We start from the raw sequence: 19,657 nt of genomic DNA, 5'->3' as shown, positions 1-19,657 counted from the left end.
TTTTATTGATCTTTAAAATCAACTGTTGAAATATATGTATCTTTTCCTTTACTGTGCATTATTTTATAAACACCCACTTCTTCCATTTCTCTTGCAGATGGAAAAGAAAACGAATTAATATTTGAAGCAAAATTGATTGCTTTAATTTCCATTTCTCCAGTTTCCAGATTAATTTTTGCTTTTGCTGGTTTAACTGTTCCTCCCAAATTTAAATAATCTGGATTGCCGTCTAGATTAGGTGAGTATGAATCTCCTTTTAATGCTGATTTTGAAGTATTAAAGATAACTTCTAAATCGCCTTCTCCATTAAGGTAAGTTAGATATCCTACTGTATTGTTTTTCACAACACTCTTAGAATTTCTGCCAATAGTGTTTAACCATTGAAATTCTCCGTTTTTATCAACTTTTATTACGATTATACTTCTGTCATGGTATAAAGCTACTGATTTGTAAGCTCCAAACATGTAGAATAAAACAGAACCATCTGGAAGGAATTCAGTTTTCATATCCCTCAAATTTTGTAAGTTATTATCATTTCCAGTTAATACTTGGTTCTTGTTTAGAGCGTAAGTGATATAATCCATATCACCAGTTTTTAGGTTGTATTTGTAAGCTGTTAATGCACCACTATCTCTTTCTTTATCCTTTAAAGTACCACTAGACAATATGCTAATGATTACATTGTCATCGAATGAATTCTCACTGATTTGACTATTAATTATACTTTTTTTGGCAGGTAGAATCTCTTTTATTACGTGGTTATTACTTCCGTCATTTGCAAAATGTATGAAATTATATGCATGAATGTCACCGTAACCATCAGTTTCTTCAACAATAGCAAAGGCCTCACCATTTTCTAGCACTTTATGGGTTACTAATTGTACACCCTTTTTGTGATCCTGTGCAGGGATCGTAATTCTGCTTATTTCTTCATATTCCTCATTTAACACCATCAATGTTAAGAATGATCTTTTTTCAGAGTTTTTTACTTCTAACTCTAAAAAAACAGAATTTGTTTTTTTATCGTGGTGAATGTGAGTGTTTTGAGTTGATATATTTCTACCAAAACCTAATGTTTTCTCGTCGATAGTTAAATTGGTTTCAAGAATTTCTCTTTGGCTTCCCGCTTTATTCAATTTGTAATCAAAATCCTGCATTACAATTGATATTCTTCCACTCTTTATGGCTGTATTTAAAATGCCAAATCGGTCGTCTTTAAATATTAAGCCTCGGGCATATTTATCTCCTTTACTGGTTAAAAAAAGAGGGTCGAATTTTTTTACTATTACCTCTTCACCTTTTACTATATTTATCTTACCAAGAGTTGTTCCCCATGTTTTAAAATCTGTAACCCCTCCTATAAAAGTATTTGATAAGTCGTTAATAATTAAATCGTCGTGGAAGTGACGGAATTGAACTTTTACTTCATTTTGTCTCTTTGTTTTTTGAGATGAACTAATCTCTTGCGCATTGATTGATATTGACACCAACACTATTGTAACCACTGATATTATTTTATTCATATTTTTAATTCTTAAAGTTGATTTTTGAAACAAATGTTTTACCTCCTATATTATGAATAGTATAATAAACGCCTTGTTCATTAGTTTCAATTGCATTTTTATAAGAAATTGAATTTACATTTGCATTTTCGAAAATTCTATTAATCTCTATTTCTCCAGATTCAGAATTGAATGTAGCTTTGATAGGAACGATTTTTTTTCCTACGTCCATTTTATGAAAAAACCATATTCCATTGCTATCATTGGGTTCATATTCTCCTTTTTTAAAGACATTTTTCTTACTGTTGAAAATCATTTCTAACTCATTTTGATCATTAATGTACATCAAATATCCATTTAGATTGTAGGTGACGCTAGCAACATCTTTTCTAGTGAGAGGTTTTCCCCAAAGGTATTTACCATCTTCATCCAATTTAAGGGTTAGCGCTCCATATTCTACTCCTCCAATAGAACCGGGTAATGTAAATACAAAATAACTTGAGGCCTCCTTATCATAGATGACCTTTGCGATAGAACCAATACCTCTTCTGGTTTTTTTAATTTCGAGATCTAATGGGTATGCTTTTCGGGATAATTCAGAAGTTTTAAAATTATAAGTGTAGACTCCTAGTATATTTTTATCTCTTTCGTTGTTTTGCTCCCCAGCGTCATCATTGATTAGTTGAGATTGAATAGCAATCAAGACCTTGCTGTCGGCTATGTTCTCACTAATTATGTATTTAATTATTTTACTATGATCAGGTAGTATTTCGTTGATTTTAGGGTCTTCTTCCTGACTAAAAGTGATCATGTTTGAAGCGAAAATGTTTTTTGTAGTCGTATATCCAGAGGTAGTTTGTTCATACTCTCTTACTAGAAATACTGCCTTATCATTGGTTAATACTTTAGAGGTGATAATTTCAAATTGACTGAAATTTGTTGAACCAGTTGCATGCAAAGCATTTAATTCTTGGAAATCTTGATTGAAGAGGAAAAGTTGTAATTGGTTCGGGGTATTTCGATATTTTAGATGAATAGAAATTAATGTGTTTCCAGTTTGCTCATTGTTTTCAGCATAGTATTGTGTTGTGGATAAGTTGTTTTGATCCATTTCAATATTAGCAAATTTCATCGGACTGCCAACCGGATTGTATTCCAGAGTATATTTCTGAGTGTACAGTTCAATAGATTGATCTTGTTCTACACTGTATATTCTCGTAATTCCTTCTTTGCTATAAATGGTTTCTACAGTCTTAGTGTGTTCTCCATCAATTTTTTTATTGAAGTTCTGACTTCCAACCTTATTTCCATCTTTATAAATGCTTATTTTATTACTTTTTACCTTTTGTAGATAAATGTTTTCATTGGCATAAATCAAGCCTTCTCCTTTGAGGGTTTTTACTCTTTTGGCCTTGTTAGAAGATATGATATCTTGAGCATTAATTGACAAGGACAACATCAAAATCGTTAAAACTGATATTGTTTTTTTCATTTTGTTATTTTTTATTGCGTTCACTTTATTTCTTAAAATCTATTACTGAAACATTATATTTTCCGGCGTTTTTAACAAACAGCTTATAAACTCCTATTCCATCCATTTTTTGTGCGTCCCCTAAAGAGAAGTTACTTAGATATTCATCAGGGAGAATGCGTTTTATTTCAACCTCACCATTTGCTAAATTGATTTTTGCTTTTACAGGAATTGCCCTATAGTTCGTACCTGTTTTATTGAATACACCGTAATTATTGGCTGAATAATATCCATCTCTAAAGTCTCTTTCTGAGCCATTAAAAATAATTTCAAGATCGTTATCATCGGTAAGATAATCTAAATTAGCACCGAAAGTCTCAGTCCAATTAAAAAAGCCATACCTCTCTATTGGTCTTATCCATGCCAAATCATTCCCGTTTTCAATTTTAAAAATTACCATATTTTTGCTGGAAAGAGATGATGCTACATCATTTCCGTAACTATAATTTGTTTCACATAATTGCGCCACTACAGACTGATCTTTTAAATAATGAATCCTTTGAATTTCCATGGTCGTGAGACTATTGTATTCGCTTGTGATTATTTCTTCAATGTCGATTTCAATAGATTTTTCTGTCAATTCAGATGAAATGCAGTCATAGGTGTAATTTTGAATTGTTCCTTCACTTAAATTTCCATTTGAATTTTGAGAAAGTATAGAAATTATGATTTTATCATTTGTACCATAATTGCTAAATTGAGTATCGATTAAAGTTGATTCGTTAGGTCTTAAATCATTAACTTGATAGTTACCATCATCAAATAGATGAAGGAGATAAAACTCATTAATTTGGCTTCCATTGATGTTTTTAACTATTGCCAAAATCTCGCCATGTGGTAATGTCGTTATCTCGCTAACAGTAATATTATCTTTCTCATTTTCTGCTTTAATATTGTGGGAAGTAATTAATGAAAAATCGCTATCAAATACGAATATTTCCAAATATCCCATTCTATTAGAAATGTCCACTTCCACAATCAAAACATAACGGTTAGACTCCTTGTTGTATTGGAATTGTATAGATTTTTTAGCATAAGTTTTACCTTGAAAAATACCAATAGTATTATAATTTCCTGCTGCGAAAGGTTTATTCGTTTCATTTTCTATCTCTACCAGTTTTATTGGCTCACCTATCTTTTTAAAATTGTAGTCAAACTCTTGTAAATGAAAAGTAATTACATTTTCAATTTTCGACTCGTTAATTGTTAGGAAGGACTCTTCTCTAAAAATATAATCTGTAACATTAGAAAAATCACCATTGAATTTAGTACTTGCATTGAAGCGTTTTATTTCTTTTTTCTTTCCTTTAAACACTTGAAGCATATATCCGGTAGCTCCTGGATTTGCGACAAGGGAACGTTTCGAAAAGATGCTTAAATCATTATGGAAATGCAATAAACTCCTTTTTGATGGTTTATTTTTAACGGTTTTTTCACTTGAAATAACAGTTTGTGATATAGCCGATAATGAAATTAAGACGACCGCAAGGAATGTAAATAGCTTTTTTAACATAGCTTCTTCTTATAATGCAAAAGACAATCCACTTCTGAAATAAAGGATATTGAAGAAAGTTTCATGTCCTAATTTGTTCTTTACAAAATACCTTGAATAAATAGGTGAATTTCCTCCATCATAGAATGATTGCCCCGGGTTTCCATAAACAGGATCCATTTCTTGGTACAGACCAAAGTTTGCATTAATACCAAGATCTAAACTTAAACTTTTAGTAATTAGAATACGGTAGGTGTAATTAATGGATAATCTAGTGAAGACGTAGACCCTATCAAAATCTTCTATTAAGTTTTCCAAATCAGTAATTGGGGTCTCGACATCCATGCGATAATTCTGATTTTGGTCAAGTGAAAATATTCTCACGCCAAGACCATAAGTCCATAAGTGTTTATTGGGAGAAATGAAATTACCATTAAATCTTCCAGAAAGTATTTGAATATCAAAAACGTTAAAAACTGGAGTAGAAATTAAGAATGGCTCTGTGATATAAGAACCATCTATTTCTTGATAACTGTACCAATTTGCATTCTCATTCATGGTGAGATTGTGTTTTTGATAATTGAATTCAACACCGATTATTTTGTTTCCATCATATAATCTAGCATAAGAAGTATTCAACATTAAGTTATATCTCTGATTATTTTCATAAAGTTTATTGCTTTCATCGTAATACTGATAGTACGTTCCACGTCCTATCCCATCCTGCGAATAACTGTTATTGTCTTGTCGCATAGGTATTAACCTTGGATTAAAGCTAGCACGAACAGAAAACATATTTTTTTGATTAAAAAAATATGAATCTTGTCCCGTTACAGAAAGGCTAAATACAGTAGAAATAAATACAAAGCTAAGTAAACAAGTTATTTTCATTTTATTTCAAATTAAATTTAGAGAATATTTCAAATGCTAATCCACCAACTGATTCTTTTCTAATTTTCATTGGAACAGAATAGTAACCAGACCCTGACACCTCACCTGTTGAAACTTCAATGTATTGTGCTTGTCCTGAAAGACTATTACTGAGAGACGATGATTTGTTGGCTTTACCTGTTATTAATAGAAGATAAGGATTTTTATAATTTGCGAATAATTGATCAAACTCTTCATAATCGAAAATTAATGTTCCAAATTTGCTGTTTTCAAGGTTGGATATTTGAATTAAAAACGAATTGATAAGACTAGATTCATTATGCTTTTTAGTAGTGAAATTTTCTCCTAGCGCAATATCTTTATTATGGAGTCTGTCTTTTGGAGCGTATTTTAAAACTTCCTCTGTCATTATTTCATAAAATGTCAAAGTTTGTTCTAAATCAAATCTACCCTTTTTGGAAGCCTCTAAATGAGGTGTAATTAAAATTATATCACTTTCCTTTAATTTTTGTTCTTCGATTTTGACAATCTCCTTACGTTCTTTTTTTGACTTACTGCTTAATTTATTTTCTTTTTGAAGCTTTAAATCTTCTTGTTCTTTTTCATATAGTTCATAAAATTCGCGGTTTGACGCCAAGTCGAAGAGTAAAAAAGTAGAGAAGTTTTCATCTATTAGTTCAGCTGTGCTTCCCGAAGAACTTTGTTGTTCACGAATTCTTCTGATTCTATCATATTTTGTTTCTTCTTCTATTTCTAAAGTGTCAGAAATGATTGAATCCTTATCATTATTTTCTCTTAAATCAATTGCAGCATTAAAACTTATTTTTTCAAGTGTTTTGATTTCAAAATTTCTTAAATGTGCTAAGTTCGAGATTGTTTGATTTCTGATGGATTTTAATTGTGTAGATGAAGGGAATTTTAGATAAGCATCTTCCGCTTGCCTAACAGCCATTAAAGCCATTTCCTCCCTGCTCAAGTTATTTAAAAAGCCATATAGCATTGAAATAGCTCCTTCTTTTTCGTCTAAGTTATTAAGGAATGTTCTTTTTTTACCTGAAATGGACGTTTGACTCATCGCGTTCCATGCAAAAGCTTTTGAAGTTTGAAGATATTCATTATTTGGAATTATCTTTTCTAAAATATATATTTCATATAATGCTTTAACATAGTTGGCTGTAATCAAATTACCACGAACAGACTCAAGTCTAGAAATGTTTTGCACATGATTAAATTCCTCTAAAGAAATGTAATTTGTGTTGTTTTTCCAATCTTGATATTTGTCTATTTCCTTAGCAATGGCGTCTTTCCTTTTTCTAATATTTGGATGTGTACTTTTCCTGTCATCGTAATCTTCAAAAGCCAATATTGGATTTGCGTTTTCAGGGAAAAGCGACTCTGGGACATAAATGTTTGGATTTCCGAAAAAACTTTGATCAATATTTATTTCATCAAAAGATAAATAGGAATACATTAGTACATCAAAAACGGTGTTGATTTCCTTGTGAGAATAACCCGCTGAATGATAAATTTTTAAAGCATTTTTATCAGCTTCAAATTCATGGTCTTTAGAAAGTAAAACCAAATCCTCATAGGAGGAGTTTGGATCTAAATCATTCTCCTTAGATTTAGAATAAGATTCTTCAAGGTGTTTTTCCTGATAATGTACAATCTCATGGGCAATTATGTAAGCCAATTGGGCTTCATTCTCAATTTGAGAAATTAACCCTGTAGTGATAAATATTACCCCAGGGTCTGTACAAAGTGCGTTTGTGATATTCGTTTTTATTACATAAAACTGTAACTCGCTTTTCAATTTAGCATCATTCTCTAAAAGCTTGTCGGCAATTTTTTGGACAAATTGTGTCATTGGATCTCCATATAAAACAGAGCCAGATTGAAGTAAATTATTTAATGCGTAATTGGTATAGAGTGCGAAATTTTCTATATCGTCTTCTCCTAAGTTGGACTTGCTTTCAATTTTAGCAGCTATTTTATCTTTAAAAGATGTTACAAATATCGCTGGTGGTTCTCCTGAGGATAAGGTAGTCTTAAAGTTGTTGAATGTACTATCTTGTGCTACCAGCAAATAAGGAGTAAGCAATAACAAAGTGAAAATTTTTCTAAGATTTTGAATCATCATAGTAGGGTTGGAAATTATCAATTTGTAAAATTAACAAATATTTAGAATAGATGATGCTGGAAGTGTTTTAATAAGTACAATAAAAGCTAGTTCGGTAGGAAAGTTACATCAAATCAAGCCATTATAGAAATGGTGCATTGGGTTTTAGATCATACCCATCAATTGTAAAGTTTCTCTTGAAGCTGCTTGTTCTGCACTTTTTTTAGAATCTCCCGAACCTCTTCCGTAGGGATTAGAATTAATAAATACTTCAATGCCATAGTTCCATTTTCCGTCAGCAAACTTTTCATTGAATAATTTGAATTCAATTTCTAAACGGTTTTTCTGAGCCCAAATATATAACCTACTTTTGAAATCGATTTCTTTTTCTAAAAGCGTAGGTAAATCTAAATGTGTTCTTAAAACAGAATGGTTAATTGATTTTTTAGCGGCATCATAGCCTGAATCAAGATAAATAGCACCAATCAAAGCTTCAAATGCATTCCCTTCGAGAGTGGCTAATCTAATACTTCTTCCTGTTTGGTAGACGATGTGGTCGGAGATTTGCATCGATTGAGCAATACTTGTCAAAGTTTTACGACTCACCATTTTGGATTTTACCTTGGTTAAATGCCCTTCGTCCTCTTCAGGGAATTTATGGTAAAGGAAATCGGCTACAATAGCATCAATTATGGTGTCACCAAGAAATTCAAGTCGCTCATTTGAGATGAGTTTATCTGAAGAATTAGAAATCGATTTATGGGTCAATGCAATTTTAAAAAGTAATAACTTTTTTGGTCTATAACCAAATTGCTTAATTATGAATCGTATTAATTTAAGATCATTTTTGCTTTTAGGGCTTCTTCTAAATGAAAACAAAGGTTTCAAATCCTATTACTTTAACTTTTTGAAAATGGTAGAAGTATTATGACCACCAAAGCCAAAAGTATTAGATAATGCTACATTGACTTTGCGCTCTTGAGCCTTGTTAAACGTAAAGTTTAACTTGCTATCAAATTCGGGATCATCTGTAAAGTGATTAATAGTAGGAGGTACGATATCATTTTTTATTGAAAGAATACAAGCGATTGCTTCAATAACACCTGCGGCTCCTAAAAGGTGACCTGTCATTGATTTAGTAGATGATATGTTTAAGTTGTAAGCATTTTCTCCAAAAACATCTTTAATTGCTTTTGTTTCTGAGATGTCTCCCAATGGAGTTGAAGTTCCATGTACATTAATGTAATCTACATCCTCTGGGGTTAATTCTGCATCTTTCAATGCTTCTATCATTACGTTTCTTGCTCCAAGTCCTTCAGGGTGAGGTGCTGTAATGTGGTGAGCGTCGCATGACATTCCTCCACCGGCTACTTCTGCATAAATTTTTGCACCACGTGCAACAGCATGTTCATATTCTTCAAGGATCAATGCTCCAGCTCCTTCACCTAGAACAAATCCATCTCTGTCTTTATCAAATGGGCGAGAAGCAGTTTCTGGAGAGTCGTTACGCATAGAAAGGGCACGCAATCCATTAAATCCACCAACTCCCATTATTGTCACGGCAGCTTCTGAACCACCAGATACAATTGCATCTGCTTTTCCTAATCGAATTAGATTGTAAGCATCTATAATTGCATTAGAAGAAGAAGCGCAAGCTGAAACTGTAGCGAAATTAGGTCCGCGTAATCCATATTTAATTGCGATGTGGCCAGCGGCGATATCAACAATCATTTTAGGGATAAAGAATGGATTAAATTTAGGAGTTCCATCGCCATCTAGAAAGTTTTCATGTTCATCCTGCAATGATTTTAAACCACCAATTCCTGACCCCCAAATAACCCCAATGCGGTCTTTATTCGGATCTGATTCCATAAGTTTAGAATCAGCCATGGCTTCCGAAGAGGAAACCATGGCATATTGAGAAAATTGATCTAATTTTCTAGCTTCTTTTCTATCAATAAAGTCTTCTACATTGAAGTCTTTAATTTCACAGGCAAATTGGGTTTTAAACTTAGAAGCATCAAATTGTTTGATAGGGGCAGCACCACTTTTCCCGGAAATTAATCCGTTCCAATACTCTTCTACTGTATTACCAATAGGTGTTAATGCACCTAATCCTGTTACAACAACTCGTTTAAGTTCCATGAATAAAATCTAAATTTATAATAACAATTTGCTTAATAATCTTTATAGATTACTTTGCGTGTTCTTCAATGTAAGTAACTGCTTGACCAACTGTTTGAATGTTTTCTGCTTGGTCATCAGGAATAGCAATGTTAAATTCTTTTTCGAATTCCATAATTAACTCTACTGTATCTAGAGAATCTGCTCCTAGATCATTTGTGAATGAAGCTTCGATAGTTACTTCTGCTTCTTCTACTCCTAACTTATCAATGATAATTGATACAACTCTTGATTTGATATCAGACATTTTTTTCTATTTTAAAGGGTTATTTTCAGCCTGCAAAGAAATAAGTTATGTTCTTAAATTCAAAATTAAAACATGAAATAATACTTTGCAAAACTTTTTTTACCCAAGGTTTACTTAATATGGTTGCCTTCTAGGGCATAATTTTTATTACTAAAACATTTAGTAATGCGTTAAAGATAGAAAAAAAAATGATTTTAGACATCAAATTTATGTTTGCTGATTTTAAAAAAATAACTTTGTGGAAAATTTGATGTCATGGTGATTCATTCTGCGGAGTTCGTAATTAGTAATACTGAGGTGGAAAAGTGTCCAGCTCCCAAACTTGCTGAATATGCTTTTATAGGCCGTTCAAATGTAGGTAAGTCCTCTTTAATCAATATGTTAACCAACCATAAAAAGTTGGCTAAAACTTCAGGAAGACCTGGAAAAACTCAATTGATTAATCATTTTGTTATTAATAAGGAGTGGTATTTAGTTGATTTACCGGGTTATGGATATGCTAAAACATCCAAAACCAATAGGGAAAAATGGCAAACTTTTATTGAAGAATATTTACTTACGAGAGAGAATTTGTTAAATACTTTCGTTTTGATTGATAGTCGTTTAGAACCTCAAAAAATTGATGTTGAATTTATGGAGTGGTGCGCTACTGAAGGTTTGCCTTTTTCTATGGTATTCACTAAAACGGATAAATTGTCTGCGGTTGAACTAGACAAAAAACTGGCAAAGTATAAAAGAGAAATGTTGAAAAAATGGGAGGTTATGCCACCGCATTTTGTAACCTCAAGTGTTTCTGCAAAAGGAAGAGATGAAGTTATGGATTATATTTCTGAAATAAACGAAGCATTTGAACCGATGTAATTTTTTTTATCTAGAGGCGCTATGCTTTGTACTTCTACATTTAAAAATAAATTATTTAAACCATCTACTCTTATAGATTGAACGTCTGTAATCGTCCAAAATTTCATTTCCGTTTTTACTGCGAAATTTCTTAATCCATTTAGGGTAACCTTGATGTACTTTTTGTTCGTATTCTTTGTGGAATATTGGAATTATTGCTAAAAAATTAACTGTTGTACTGTTTACGGTTATTGGCGAGAAAAAATCTTCCAATTCTATGGGTTCTGAAAGTAGGAAATTATCTTGCATCATTGTTTTTGAAATATTGGTGGAAGGGTTTCCGTTGGAAATTGTATGACCAGGACCATACCAAGTTTCACCTTCAATGACGTTTTTTGTTAGTTTTTGAATAACTTTCAATGGCCACATCATGCTTTCATTTTCAACATCATTTAAATCCCAATACCCAGGTAGACAGAAAAATAATTCTGTATGTTTTCTGTCTTTATATCTGTCTATAACCGGCATTTCGTAAGATGAAAGTCCATTCGTGCAAATAATGGTAAGCGGAAATTTCTTTTCAACTTCGATTTTTAATAAATCGATATAATCCTCTTCGCTAATCGGGTAATCACTTACTCGGTGTGAGCCAAATCGTTGTTCTAATGCTGTTTTTAAATCGCTCATTCTATCTTGTTAACCGTCTGAAATTCGGATGTATTTAAAATCCCGAAGTGTAAAACTTCGGGAGGAATCATTATTCTATAAGTTGATTAAGGAATCCACTTGATGTCTTTGAAGTCAGGTTTGCGTTTTTCTAAAAATGCATTACGCCCTTCTTTTGCTTCATCTGTCATGTAAGCCAAACGAGTAGCTTCGCCAGCGAATACTTGTTGACCAACCATTCCATCATCTGTTAAATTCATTGCAAATTTCAACATTTTAATAGAGGTTGGAGATTTAGCCAAAATTTCTTGCGCCCATTCGAAAGCTGTGTCCTCCAATTCTGCGTGAGGAACTGCTGCATTTACCATGCCCATATCAACTGCATCTTGAGCCGAGTAGTTTCTTCCTAAAAAGAAAATTTCACGTGCTTTTTTCTGACCAACCATTTTTGCTAAGTAAGCAGAACCGTATCCACCATCAAAACTTGTAACATCAGCATCTGTCTGTTTGAAAATTGCGTGCTCTTTACTCGCTAAAGTCATATCACAAACAACATGAAGAGAGTGACCTCCACCCACAGCCCAACCTGGAACAACAGCGATAACAACTTTTGGCATGAAACGGATCAATCTTTGAACTTCAAGAATATTTAAACGGTGCATTCCATCTTCTCCCACATATCCTTTGTGTCCTCTTGCTTTTTGATCTCCACCAGAACAGAAAGAATAAACTCCATCTTTACTACTTGGTCCTTCAGCTGACAATAATACAACTCCAATTGAAGTGTCTTCTTGAGCGTCATAAAAAGCTTCGTATAATTCTGATGTTGTTTTTGGTCTAAAAGCGTTTCTAACATCTGGTCTGTTGAAAGCGATCCTTGCTACACCATTTGACTTCTTATATGTTATATCTTCGTATTCTTTTACTGTTTTCCATTCTGCACTTGCCATATTCAAAATTTTGGGGTGAAGATAAGGAAATTAAGAAGAATTGTAGATACGAATTTGTTAGAATCAAGCCTTTTTGTTTCGTTTAGGTTGAAATTATATATCAATAGCAGGACGTCTCCATCCTGCTATATTAAATTGATTTTGCCCAATCTGTTTTAGTTGTTTTAAAACTTGTTCTAAAACAACAGCAAATAACTATTTTCCTTTCTTCCAGACATATCTAACTCCCAATGTAAACCATCGAGGTGGCATAGGAACTGCTCCGGCCTCTATGTATTCGGAATTAAAAATGTTACTAACGTCAGTGTAAATTGAGAAATTGTTGATATCATAATTTGCACGAACACTCAATAAATGATAAGGGTCATTTAATTCTCTTTCAATAAATCTGTTGTTGATTTGAATAGAGAAGTTGGCATAGGCATAGTTTACCCCGACAATTAATTGATTTCTTAGAGACTCTAAAACATATTTAGATTGAATTTCTTCCTCTGAATTATAGCTTGGATTTAAAAAGGTGTAATTCACTTTGTATCCGATTTTATGTTTTTGCTTAATCTCGAATTGTTGTGAAATATCCGCATGAATTCCATGAACTAAATTCTCTCCAATATTAATAGGCGAATAAGGAAGAGAAGGCATATCTCGAACCCAATCTATGTAATTACTGATAGAACGATAGAAGTATCCACCTTTAATTTTTAATGTTTTCCTCGTATATTGAAAGTTAGCCTCATACGCCCAAGCATCTTCCGGTTGAATATTCGGATTTCCAACATTTCCCGGTAATTGATTCAGATATAAATCTGTGAAAGATGGAATTCTTTGTCCTGACCCAGCACTCGCATAAATTTTCCAATTTGGAGAAAAACGATATGCAAAATCTATTCCTGGATAAACTTGCCAGTCATAATCTGTATTGTAATTCACGTAAGTTCCAGCGGTAAGAATTAATTTTCTCCAAAATACTTTGCGGTATTCTAAAGAAATTCCATAATTGTCTCGTTTGTGCTGACCAATATTTGAACTATTGATTTCATCAAATCTAGATTCAAATCCTAAACCGAAATCACCAATTGATGTTTCAACACTTGTGTTTAATTCAGCCATCAAAGCGTTCGCATAATGTTTTGATCGGGCAACGTCGATGTCTTTTCCTAAATATCTGTAATCATCTTCATTGTAGCGATTACTAATTCTTGGTGAAATTTTAAGTCGACCAATTTCATGAGTTGACGAAAGACTAAAAAGTGTTGTTTTTACAGTTTCATGTGAATTTATATCTCCAGGAGCAGCATAAAAACTATTCGCCCCAAAGTCATTGTAGGTGTGACCACCCATCCATTGGATGCTGTTTTTGTTGTTTATATTATGCTTTCCAGCATAGAATAAGCGCGTGTTATTTTGGGCTGTATTGAATCGCTGACCATTGTACGAATCTTGACTCATTGTAATTAGATGATTCTGTTTTTTAGTGTTGAAATTACCAGTAACTTGAACTCCACCACCACCATAAATTCCATCGCCATCTCCGTCTGCTTTTTCTTCAAAAGAAGATCCTGCGAAAGTATTCAGGGCCACAAAAGATTCCTTAGAACTCTTAGTTACAATGTTAATAGCCCCTGTTAATGCATTAATTCCATAAACCCGAGCAGCAGGACCTCTCAAAACTTCGATACGCTCAATTGCGTCTAATGGAATTGGAATATTCATCATGTTGTGCGCTGTTTGCGCATCCAATAATTTTACACCATTGAGTAAGACAAGTGTTTGTTCGAATGAACCCCCGTCAATACTAATGTCAGCTTGATTTCCAAAAGGTCCACGTTGACGAATGTCGACTCCACCAACATAAGCTAATAATTCATTAACTGTTCTTGCAGGCAGTTTCTTAATTTCTTCTGCTGAAAGAATTTCAATATTCCGAGTAGCTTGATTCACTGGAATATCTAATCGATTTTGTTGAATAATTACTTCTTTAAAAACGGTGGTATCTTCTTGTGAAAACGAGATAGATTGTGTTATCGAAAGTAATGTAAATGCAATAAACTTTTTCATATTTTTATTTCTGAACTATATTTTTCGGTGCAAAGGTGCTACATTCGTATTTTATTAAGTAGTCCAGTTTTTAAATATTAAATAGTCCAGATTTGATTTCAATAGCTCAATTTATCAGGATAGACAGAAGAAAGTCAGATTCGCTTTATCTTCAGATAGCTTACCAATTTATAAATGCTGTTCAGAGAGGGCTGATTCCTGTTGGTGTTAAGTTGCCTGGAACAAGAGTTTGGAGTGAAGAATTGGGTGTTCATAGAAAAACAATTGTTGCTGCTTTTGAAGAATTGGAAGCGCAAAGTTGGATAAGGATTCACGCTAAAGTGGGGGCTTTTGTTGAAAACCCCGATTTAAGGGCTAAAAAAGATGCTGATCTTTCTTTAAATCTTGAAAAAACAGGTGAAAAAGCAAATTTTTCATTTAACAAGTCATTTATCCTGACTTCTCCATTTGAAAAAGAAAACAATCGTTTGGTATGTAATGATGGTCAACCGGATTTTAGGATAATAAAAACACAAGAATTATCTCGATTTTATACAGGAGCTTTAAAGCGCAGGAATATCCAAAGTAAAATTGGAAATTATGCTGTTCAAGAAAATGAGTTTTTCAAAGAGCAATTGAGTTATTACTTGAATTTGACCCGTGGATTTCATATTTCAAAAAATCAATTGCTTGTTGCTAAAAGCAGAGAAATGATTTTTTATACACTTGCAAAAATGTTGTTCAATGAAAATGACATTGTATTGGTTGGTGAATTAAGTTTCTTCAAGATGAATATGGTATTTACTCAAGAAAAAGTGAAGGTAAAACCAGTTCCATTAGAAGAAGATGGAATGGATATTTCGTACATCAGAAACAATTACAAAAAAGGAGACATTCGTTGTATTTATTTGAATCCTCAACAAAGTTATCCAACGACTACAGTTTTGTCAAAAGAGAAAAGAAGGGAATTGAGCAATTTAGCAGAAGAATATGATTTTGTGATTATCGAAGACAGTGAAGATTTCGAATTTAACTACCAAAAACAAGTTGGTTTACCAATGGCAACCAATAATTCGAATGGTAGAATTATTCATATGGGATCGATCGGAAAACATCTTCATCCAACATTTCAATTGAGTTTTATGATGGCTCCACAAGATTTTATTGCGGAATCTAAAAAGCATGTTTCAGTGCTCAATCCGCAAGGAAATTTTGTTTTGGAACAAGTCTTGGGAGAAATGATTGCAGAGGGAGATTTATTTCGTTATCAGAAGAAAGCAATCAAAATCTACCGAGAAAGAATGTTGCACTTTGAAGAATTGCTACGGCATTTTTTTGGGAAATCTATCCGATTTGAAAGACCAGTGAATGGGTTTGCATTTTGGATTGAATTTAAGGAACAAATTTCTTTAACTCAACTCGCTAAGGAAATGAAATCTAGAGACATTTTTCTCCCAAGAATTTGCATGTATCAAAACAAAAAACAAACAGCACTTCGCTTAGGCTTTGCGCATTGGAATTTCGAGGAAATGGAAGAGTTTTTGAAACTTTTTTGGGAGAGTTATGATAGAGTGAAAGATTAAAAAAAAATCCGCGTTTATCCAAGCTGCTTGCAGTTCTGTTGAGCTTGTCGATGCATCCGTGTTCCCGAAAGTTTTCGGGACCGCGTTCCATTACAGAGCAATCTCCACTTTCCAACCTCTACTCACCGATGTCCGATAAAAGTCTACCACCTCATTTCCACTTTTAAAACTTGAAGCAATATCTTTTATTATTAAAATATCCTCTTTACGCTCAATTCCATTTTTGAAATGTGTTACTATTTCTGTATTTTCCTCTTGCTCTAAAAACATCATTAGTTTTCTTAAGCTCTCAACTCCTTCGTTACTAGAAATTGAAAAATCTGCTGAAGTCACACTTCGAACAAATGTGATTTTTGAAATTGCTCGAGACATTAAAACATTCAGCCTTCTGTGACCTTGTTCTTGATTCAGAGGTCCAAAACGTTTATGAAAATCACCATTTTCGTTTTTGGCGTAACCCAAACTAATAATCAAATGTTCGCATTGATCTCCCTGAACATTTTCTAGCGATTGAACAAAAATAGAATCTTTGTTTTCCAATTGCTCTAAATATTTCGTTGGAATTTTTTCTAAAATAGCTTTCAATTGGGTTTGACTAAAAGCCACCAGTCCAAAATTAAATGCTTCATTTTTGATTTTATCAATAATGATTTTAGAAACTATTTCCGCTTCTTTTTCATTCGTTCTTTCGTTGAAAATTCCATCTGTGGTAATTAAATCAATTGGTTTTTTTGAAAATGGAGTAGGAAAGGTTTTTAATTGATTTTCATAAAAATATTGATTGCTATATTCAATTAAATTGGGGTGAACAGATCGGTAATGATGGGTTAAAATCACATTTTGCCAATAGAAGCTTGCATGATGCAATGCGTCAGATTGATGAAGCGCTTTCTTTTGAAAATAAAACTGTGGTGCCATTTGTTGCTGGTCTCCCGAAATGACAATTCGTTTTGAGCGTTGTACTGTTCCCACAATATGACTCAAAGGAATTTGACTTGCTTCATCAAAAATGGCCAAATCAAATTGATAATCAATAGGTAAACTTTTGGCTACGCTATATGGACTACACAAGAAAACAGGATGTAAAAGCTGGATCCAAAGTCTTGCTTCGCTTTTCAATAATTCTCTAACACTTGGGAAAACGCGTTTTTTATCAAATGCTTTAACCAAAATGGATTTCCCTTTTCGTAAATCTTTTTTTAATTGTTTTTCTTCATCTGATAATTTTGAAGCCGGAGTTTGCAATAAGGTATGGGATTGCTCAAATTTCCTTTTGATTTCTTGTGTGATTGATTCCCCAAAATCTATTGATTCTTGAATGAAAGATTCAATAATATTCTCAATTTTTTGCTTTATTTCTTTACCTGAAATTTCAGCTAATGTTGGAAATTGACCTTTAAAATCTTTCCAATGGGAATTGTAAATGGCAGAATTAGCTTCTGCTATTGATTGTGTTTCTTGTAAAACACTTTTAGTTTCAATTGAAATCTCTTTTAGCTCTGAAAGGTTTTCAATCATTAATGGAATTTCACTTTCGATCGCCTCTAATTGATCTAGAATTGGACCATCATTTAGTGAAAAATAATGTCGCAATGAATATTGAATATCACTTAAATCCTGACCTGAATTTTTTAATATCAATCTTTCGTTCTCTGACATTTCAAGAAGGTTCTGAAAGTCATTTTTATCGACTGAATTGATTCTGTTAATCGCATAATTAATATGATTTAAAACAGCAATTTCATCAGGAAGTTTTAGCTTCCGTAGCTTTTCTTTTGTTGAAATAAGGTCTCGTTTAACGGAGTTTAATTCTACGAGGTTTTCCAAAGCCTTTTTGGTATCCAACATGTTCAAATGTGTGAACTTAGAAAGCTTGTTTCTCGTCATCCAAGATTTAATACTGTACTTTTTTGTGTTGGACAATGCTAAAATATATTCATTCAGCTCTGTTAAACTAAAAGCTTTGTCCCATAAACCTTCTTCGGCTTTTAACTCGGTTTCTTTTTCAGTTAATGTTATGAAAGAATTGAAAAGTTTTAGAAACTGTTTTTGGAGTCTGCTTTCACTTTCGAATACCGAAACAGGTAAAACCTGATCGTTGTGATAAAACAAAGAAACCAATCCGTTTAATTTGATTTTATGCTCAATATCGGAAATCGAGATTTCTTTATTTTTTATTGATTTTAGTTGCTGAATTGTTCTTTTAACGGCCTGTTGTATGTCAGGAAATGAAATCTGCAAAAAATTGATGTTTAACCAACTTCCAAAAACAGGAAATCCATCTTTCTCTAATTTTCCAAGCACAATTCTATCCTTTTTCCATGTTGAAATAGTTGGCTTTTTGTAAACGTAAATCGATACGTTTTGAGCATTATATTCCGATTTAAATGCACTAAAAGAAATTCCTCCAATTAAATCTTTTTGACGTAATCGGTCTAAAGTTAAATCAAGACCTTTTTCCAATAAATTAGATTGTTCACCAACTACAATTAGTTTGGATTGCAAACTTTCTATATAATTCCAAGTACTTTGAATAGAGCGAACAAATTGCTTGGCTTTCAATTCGTGGTGATAAAAAATGGAATAATGATGAAGTTTTTTTTCTTTCATCTTGTCATAAATCACCTGTAAGGCTACGGATTTCTCAGCAACCAACAAAGTACTTTTGTTTTCACCCAAAGATTTTCCAATCAAATTGGTAATGACTTGAGATTTTCCTGTTCCAGGAGGTCCTTGAATAACCGTATTGTTGGTTTTTACTTTTTCAATTGCTGCTTGTTGAGTCACATCAGACGGGAATAAACAGTAGTTTGCCATTGCCAATTCTACATTTTCACTGCTTTCACCAAATAGACTTTTTAGAGATTCACTGATTTTAGGAGCGTTTAAAATGGCATCAAATTCTTTCTGAAGAACAAAACGATGGGGATGAAAATTAGCAATCCAAATTCCATTTTCAAAAGTCGATTTTAATCCTAGTTCGTCTAATTTTTTTGCGGCTGCTTCAATTTCATCTGGTAATTCCTGAATTCCTAAATTGTGGAGCAATAAAGGATTGATATAAAAATCTTCGGTTTGTTTAATTTCAAAGTTGCCATTAAATCTATTGCGTTGAATGAATGCATCCGCAAGTAAAAACGGCATTTCATAATTCTGACTTTCAAATTCAAAAGCAATTTTACCTTTTGCAATTCCAAAAATTGGAGAGCCACTTTCTTTTATCGAAGTTTGATGTTGTTTATAGATTTTTCTTAGAAACGGATTCTCTTCCAGGCTAAAAGTCTTTTCTTCTTGATAAACTTCATCAATGGCAAAAGCATTGACATCAGGAAGAAGATTCAACAAAACGTCGTTTTTATTAGGTGTCAAAAGACCATCCCTCCATTCTTCTATTTGCTTTCGTATTGCTGTCATTTCTTAAAGCGAAAATAGGGTTATTTTTAGAATGTTGGGTGGGGGAGCAGGCGGATGTTTGCGAATTTTCCTTTTAGAGCGATGGTGTGAGGTAAAAGTGTTGAAATTTATAAAGGAGTAGGGTAAAATCATTATAGCTTGCGAAAGTTGAATTGAAATGTTAAATTTGGGTGAAGAATATATGTTGGCTATGCGCAATGC

The 19,657-nt window shown here is 32.9% G+C and carries 14 protein-coding genes; 2 read left to right on the top strand and 12 right to left on the bottom strand.

What is annotated here, in order from left to right; all coding sequences use genetic code 11:
• Positions 1–2 precede the first annotated feature (2 nt).
• The 8 genes from C6368_RS07025 to C6368_RS06990 all read right to left on the bottom strand — a co-directional run bounded on the left by C6368_RS07025 (position 3) and on the right by C6368_RS06990 (position 9,966).
• Positions 3–1,523 carry a hypothetical protein gene (locus C6368_RS07025; RefSeq protein WP_159038482.1) on the bottom strand — a complete coding sequence of 507 codons (1,521 nt, stop codon included), beginning with the start codon at positions 1,521–1,523 and terminating at the stop codon, positions 3–5.
• A 4-nt stretch (positions 1,524–1,527) separates the two neighbouring features.
• Positions 1,528–2,994, bottom strand: coding sequence for a hypothetical protein (locus tag C6368_RS07020; protein WP_107038480.1), 1,467 nt, complete (start codon positions 2,992–2,994; stop codon positions 1,528–1,530).
• Between the two features lie 25 nt (positions 2,995–3,019).
• A complete protein-coding gene (locus tag C6368_RS07015) occupies positions 3,020–4,546 on the bottom strand; it encodes a hypothetical protein (protein WP_107038479.1) in 1,527 nt (508 codons plus the stop codon).
• Between the two features lie 9 nt (positions 4,547–4,555).
• Positions 4,556–5,416: a hypothetical protein gene (locus tag C6368_RS07010; protein WP_107038478.1), complete on the bottom strand. Its 861-nt coding sequence runs from the start codon at positions 5,414–5,416 to the stop codon at positions 4,556–4,558.
• A gap of 1 nt (position 5,417) precedes the next feature.
• Positions 5,418–7,553 carry a M48 family metallopeptidase gene (locus C6368_RS07005; protein ID WP_234369097.1) on the bottom strand — a complete coding sequence of 712 codons (2,136 nt, stop codon included), beginning with the start codon at positions 7,551–7,553 and terminating at the stop codon, positions 5,418–5,420.
• A 147-nt stretch (positions 7,554–7,700) separates the two neighbouring features.
• Entirely contained in the window at positions 7,701–8,414 is a 714-nt protein-coding gene (gene rnc, locus C6368_RS07000; protein ID WP_262494860.1) for a ribonuclease III, read from the bottom strand.
• 15 nt (positions 8,415–8,429) lie between these two features.
• On the bottom strand, positions 8,430–9,680 hold the full coding sequence (gene fabF, locus C6368_RS06995) for a beta-ketoacyl-ACP synthase II (RefSeq protein WP_107038475.1): 1,251 nt from the start codon (positions 9,678–9,680) through the stop codon (positions 8,430–8,432).
• Between the two features lie 49 nt (positions 9,681–9,729).
• A complete protein-coding gene (locus C6368_RS06990) occupies positions 9,730–9,966 on the bottom strand; it encodes an acyl carrier protein (protein WP_107038474.1) in 237 nt (78 codons plus the stop codon).
• Between the two features lie 255 nt (positions 9,967–10,221).
• Here C6368_RS06990 and yihA point away from each other — a divergent pair, with 255 nt between their 5' ends.
• Complete coding sequence (gene yihA / locus C6368_RS06985) at positions 10,222–10,827, top strand: ribosome biogenesis GTP-binding protein YihA/YsxC (protein WP_107038473.1); 606 nt, start codon at positions 10,222–10,224, stop codon at positions 10,825–10,827.
• A 51-nt stretch (positions 10,828–10,878) separates the two neighbouring features.
• Here yihA and C6368_RS06980 read toward each other — a convergent pair whose 3' ends face one another.
• The 3 genes from C6368_RS06980 to C6368_RS06970 form a co-directional block, all read right to left on the bottom strand.
• Entirely contained in the window at positions 10,879–11,493 is a 615-nt protein-coding gene (locus C6368_RS06980) for a suppressor of fused domain protein (RefSeq protein ID WP_107038472.1), read from the bottom strand.
• Between the two features lie 86 nt (positions 11,494–11,579).
• The gene (locus C6368_RS06975; RefSeq protein WP_107038471.1) at positions 11,580–12,422 is read right to left on the bottom strand and encodes a 1,4-dihydroxy-2-naphthoyl-CoA synthase; all 843 of its coding nucleotides are present in this window, start codon (positions 12,420–12,422) and stop codon (positions 11,580–11,582) included.
• 195 nt (positions 12,423–12,617) lie between these two features.
• Positions 12,618–14,480, bottom strand: a complete 1,863-nt coding sequence (locus C6368_RS06970) for a TonB-dependent receptor plug domain-containing protein (RefSeq protein WP_107038470.1) — start codon at positions 14,478–14,480, stop codon at positions 12,618–12,620.
• A 92-nt stretch (positions 14,481–14,572) separates the two neighbouring features.
• Here C6368_RS06970 and C6368_RS06965 point away from each other — a divergent pair, with 92 nt between their 5' ends.
• Positions 14,573–16,042, top strand: coding sequence for an aminotransferase-like domain-containing protein (locus tag C6368_RS06965; RefSeq protein WP_107038469.1), 1,470 nt, complete (start codon positions 14,573–14,575; stop codon positions 16,040–16,042).
• Positions 16,043–16,132: 90 nt separating this feature from the next.
• On the opposite strand, the gene C6368_RS06960 is transcribed toward C6368_RS06965, so the two are convergent.
• A complete protein-coding gene (locus C6368_RS06960; protein WP_107038468.1) occupies positions 16,133–19,456 on the bottom strand; it encodes a DEAD/DEAH box helicase in 3,324 nt (1,107 codons plus the stop codon).
• Positions 19,457–19,657 lie beyond the last annotated feature (201 nt).

The sequence above is a fragment of the Brumimicrobium mesophilum genome (genome assembly GCF_003025005.1).
Classification (GTDB): domain Bacteria; phylum Bacteroidota; class Bacteroidia; order Flavobacteriales_D; family Crocinitomicaceae; genus Brumimicrobium; species Brumimicrobium mesophilum.
This window is presented reverse-complemented; position numbering and strand designations above follow the sequence as displayed.